The 2317-nt window shown below is 77.1% G+C and carries 5 protein-coding genes; 4 read left to right on the top strand and 1 reads right to left on the bottom strand.

The annotated features are described in order from the left end of the window. The 3 genes from E1284_RS40275 to E1284_RS43535 all read left to right on the top strand — a co-directional run. A partial coding sequence (locus E1284_RS40275; RefSeq protein WP_207924245.1) for a GvpL/GvpF family gas vesicle protein occupies nucleotides 1-415 on the top strand: 415 nt, incomplete at its 5' end. Next, the gene (locus tag E1284_RS40270) at nucleotides 412-618 is read left to right on the top strand and encodes a gas vesicle protein (RefSeq protein WP_131945369.1); all 207 of its coding nucleotides are present in this window, start codon (nucleotides 412-414) and stop codon (nucleotides 616-618) included. The genes E1284_RS40275 and E1284_RS40270, both read left to right, overlap by 4 nt. Continuing rightward, nucleotides 615-1118, top strand: coding sequence for a gas vesicle protein K (locus E1284_RS43535; protein ID WP_243715048.1), 504 nt, complete (start codon nucleotides 615-617; stop codon nucleotides 1116-1118). Before E1284_RS40270 ends, E1284_RS43535 begins: the two co-directional genes overlap by 4 nt. 29 nt (nucleotides 1119-1147) lie before the next feature. On the opposite strand, the gene E1284_RS40260 is transcribed toward E1284_RS43535, so the two are convergent. Beyond that, nucleotides 1148-1984: a methyltransferase domain-containing protein gene (locus E1284_RS40260; RefSeq protein ID WP_207924244.1), complete on the bottom strand. Its 837-nt coding sequence runs from the start codon at nucleotides 1982-1984 to the stop codon at nucleotides 1148-1150. Nucleotides 1985-2013: 29 nt separating this feature from the next. On the opposite strand from E1284_RS40260, the gene E1284_RS40255 reads away from it, so the two are divergent. Then, nucleotides 2014-2317, top strand: a 304-nt coding sequence (locus E1284_RS40255) for a GntR family transcriptional regulator (protein WP_131945368.1), incomplete at its 3' end; no start/stop codon positions are given.

Raw genomic sequence — 2317 nt, 5'->3', positions numbered from 1 at the left:
CCTCACCGGCCCCCAGCCCGCCGCCGACCCCGCCGACGACCCGGCCGCCGGCTCTTCGGGCGGGGTCGGGACGGCGTACCTGCGGCGCCGGCAGCAGGAGCGCCGGCGCCGCGCCGACGCCGGCCGCCGGGTGAGCGAGCAGGCCGGCGCCGTGCACGCCGAGCTCGCCGACCACGCGGTGGCGTCCCGGCACCATCCGCCGCAGGACCCGCGCCTGTCGGGCCGGCCGGGCACCCAGATCCTCAACGCCGCCTACCTGCTGGACGAGGAGCAGGTGGAGGGCTTCCTCGCGGTGACGCGGGCCGCGGGGGAGCGGCTGGCGGGCATCGAGGTGGAGGTGACGGGGCCGTGGCCGCCGTACTCCTTCATCGACACCGCCGCCGCGACGCCCGCCCGCGCACCGGGGGACGCGTGACGGCCGTCCTGGACCACGCCGGCGACGCCCCGCTGGAGCGGATCGCGCTGGTCGACCTGCTGGACCGGCTGCTGGCGGGCGGCGTCGTCATCGCCGGCGACCTGGTGATCTCGATCGCCGGGGTCGACCTGGTGCAGGTGTCGCTGCGGGCGCTGATCACCACCGTCCGCGACGAGCTGCTGCCCGAGGAGGAGGGCCCGTGACCCGATCCGACCCAGACCCCCGCGACCCCCGCGACCCCCGCGACCGCCGCGACGGCGGCCGTGCCCGCGAACCGGTGACGGGGGAGGTGTCGGTGCGCGACCCCGCGGTGGGCGACCCGTTCACCGACGACATCCTCGCCGGCCGCACCGGCGGCGCCTCCGCGTCCGCCCCGGTGCGGGCGGCCCCGGCCCGCGAACGGGACCTGCGGGAACGCTCGTCCCGGACGATGCAGCGGCTGCGGTCCGACCCCGAGACGGTCGAGCGGGACCTGGTCAAGCTCGTCCTGACGCTGGTCGAGCTGATCCGGCAGCTGATGGAACGGCAGGCGCTGCGCCGCGCCGAGGGCGGCGACCTCACCGACCAGCAGGTCGAGGACCTCGGGCTGGCGCTGATGCGGCTGGAGGAGGCCATGACCCGGCTCAAGGACCACTTCGGCCTCGACGACCACGACCTCAACCTCGACCTCGGGCCCCTCGGCCCGCTCCTGCCCGACGACTGAGCGCATCCCACCAGTGCCGCACCCGCGCCTCACCCGGGGTTCACGGCCGTCGCCTTGAAGAACGTGTAGTGGAACGTCCCGTCCGGCCCGGCGGCCCGCCGCAGGTCGGCGACACCGCGGTCCCAGTCGGCGGGCGTGGCCAGCCCCGCCGCGACGGCGTCACCGCGCACGGCCGCCACCATCGCGGTGAAGGTGTCCAGAGTGAACGACTCGGCCAGCGCCGGACGGTCCCGATCGGTGTACACCGTGCGGGGCCCGGCGGCGATCCCCGCGTACCCGGCGGCGGCCAGCAGCGGCCGCAGCCGCCGCCCGATCAGCGCGTCCCCGCCCGCCGCGGCCTGCAGCGCCACCAGATCGGCGATCGCGGCGCGGGCGTGGGCGCTGTCGGGGTGCAGGAACGCCGACCCGTGGTCGCCCTCGATGACCGTTAGCGTCCCGCCCGGCCGCAGCACCCGCCGCAGCCGCGCCAGCGCACCGCCCGGATCCCGCAGGTGCTCCAGCACGAAGCAGACGAACACGTGGTCGAACGCGGCGCCGGCGAACGGCAGGTCGTACAGGTCGGCGCGGCACCACTGCACGCGCGCCCCCGGGCACGATGCCGCCACCCGGGCGCGGGCCTGCGCGAGCGACGCGGCCGACACGTCCAGCGCGGTCACGTGCGCGCCGGGGGAGCGGCTCACCAGGTGCACCGTCTGCGCGCCGACCCCGCAGCCGGCCTCCAGCACCCGGCTGCCCGCCGGATAGGACGTCCCGGCGTGCAGCAGCTCGGCGAGCGCGTCGGCCTGGTCGCCGAGCCGCCGCGCCTCCCGCCCGGAGTACCCGTGCACGTACCCGGCGGGCGTCATGGCCGTGTTCGTCGTCTCCATGGGATCACCCTGGGGTCCACAATGGCCCGGTGCACAGGTCCAAAGACGACGAACCCGACCGGGCCATAATCCGGGGGTCGGACTTCCTGCAGCTCGACCCCGCCGACGCCCCGCCCGGCGGCCTGTCGGACTGGCTCGCGCGCAACCTCCGCGCCGCCATCGCCGACGGCCGCCTGCCCGTCGGCGGGCGCCTCCCGCCGACCCGCGTCCTGGCCGCCGAACTGCGCGTCTCGCGCGGCGTCGTCACCGAGGCCTACCAGCGGCTCGTCGACGACGGCCACATCGCCGGCCGCGGCCGCGCCGGCACCATCGTCGTCGCCGCCCCCCTCACCC

The sequence above is a fragment of the Actinomadura bangladeshensis genome (genome assembly GCF_004348335.1).
GTDB lineage: Bacteria > Actinomycetota > Actinomycetes > Streptosporangiales > Streptosporangiaceae > Spirillospora > Spirillospora bangladeshensis.
Note: the sequence above shows the minus strand (reverse complement) of the source record. Positions and strands in the feature narration are given on the sequence as shown.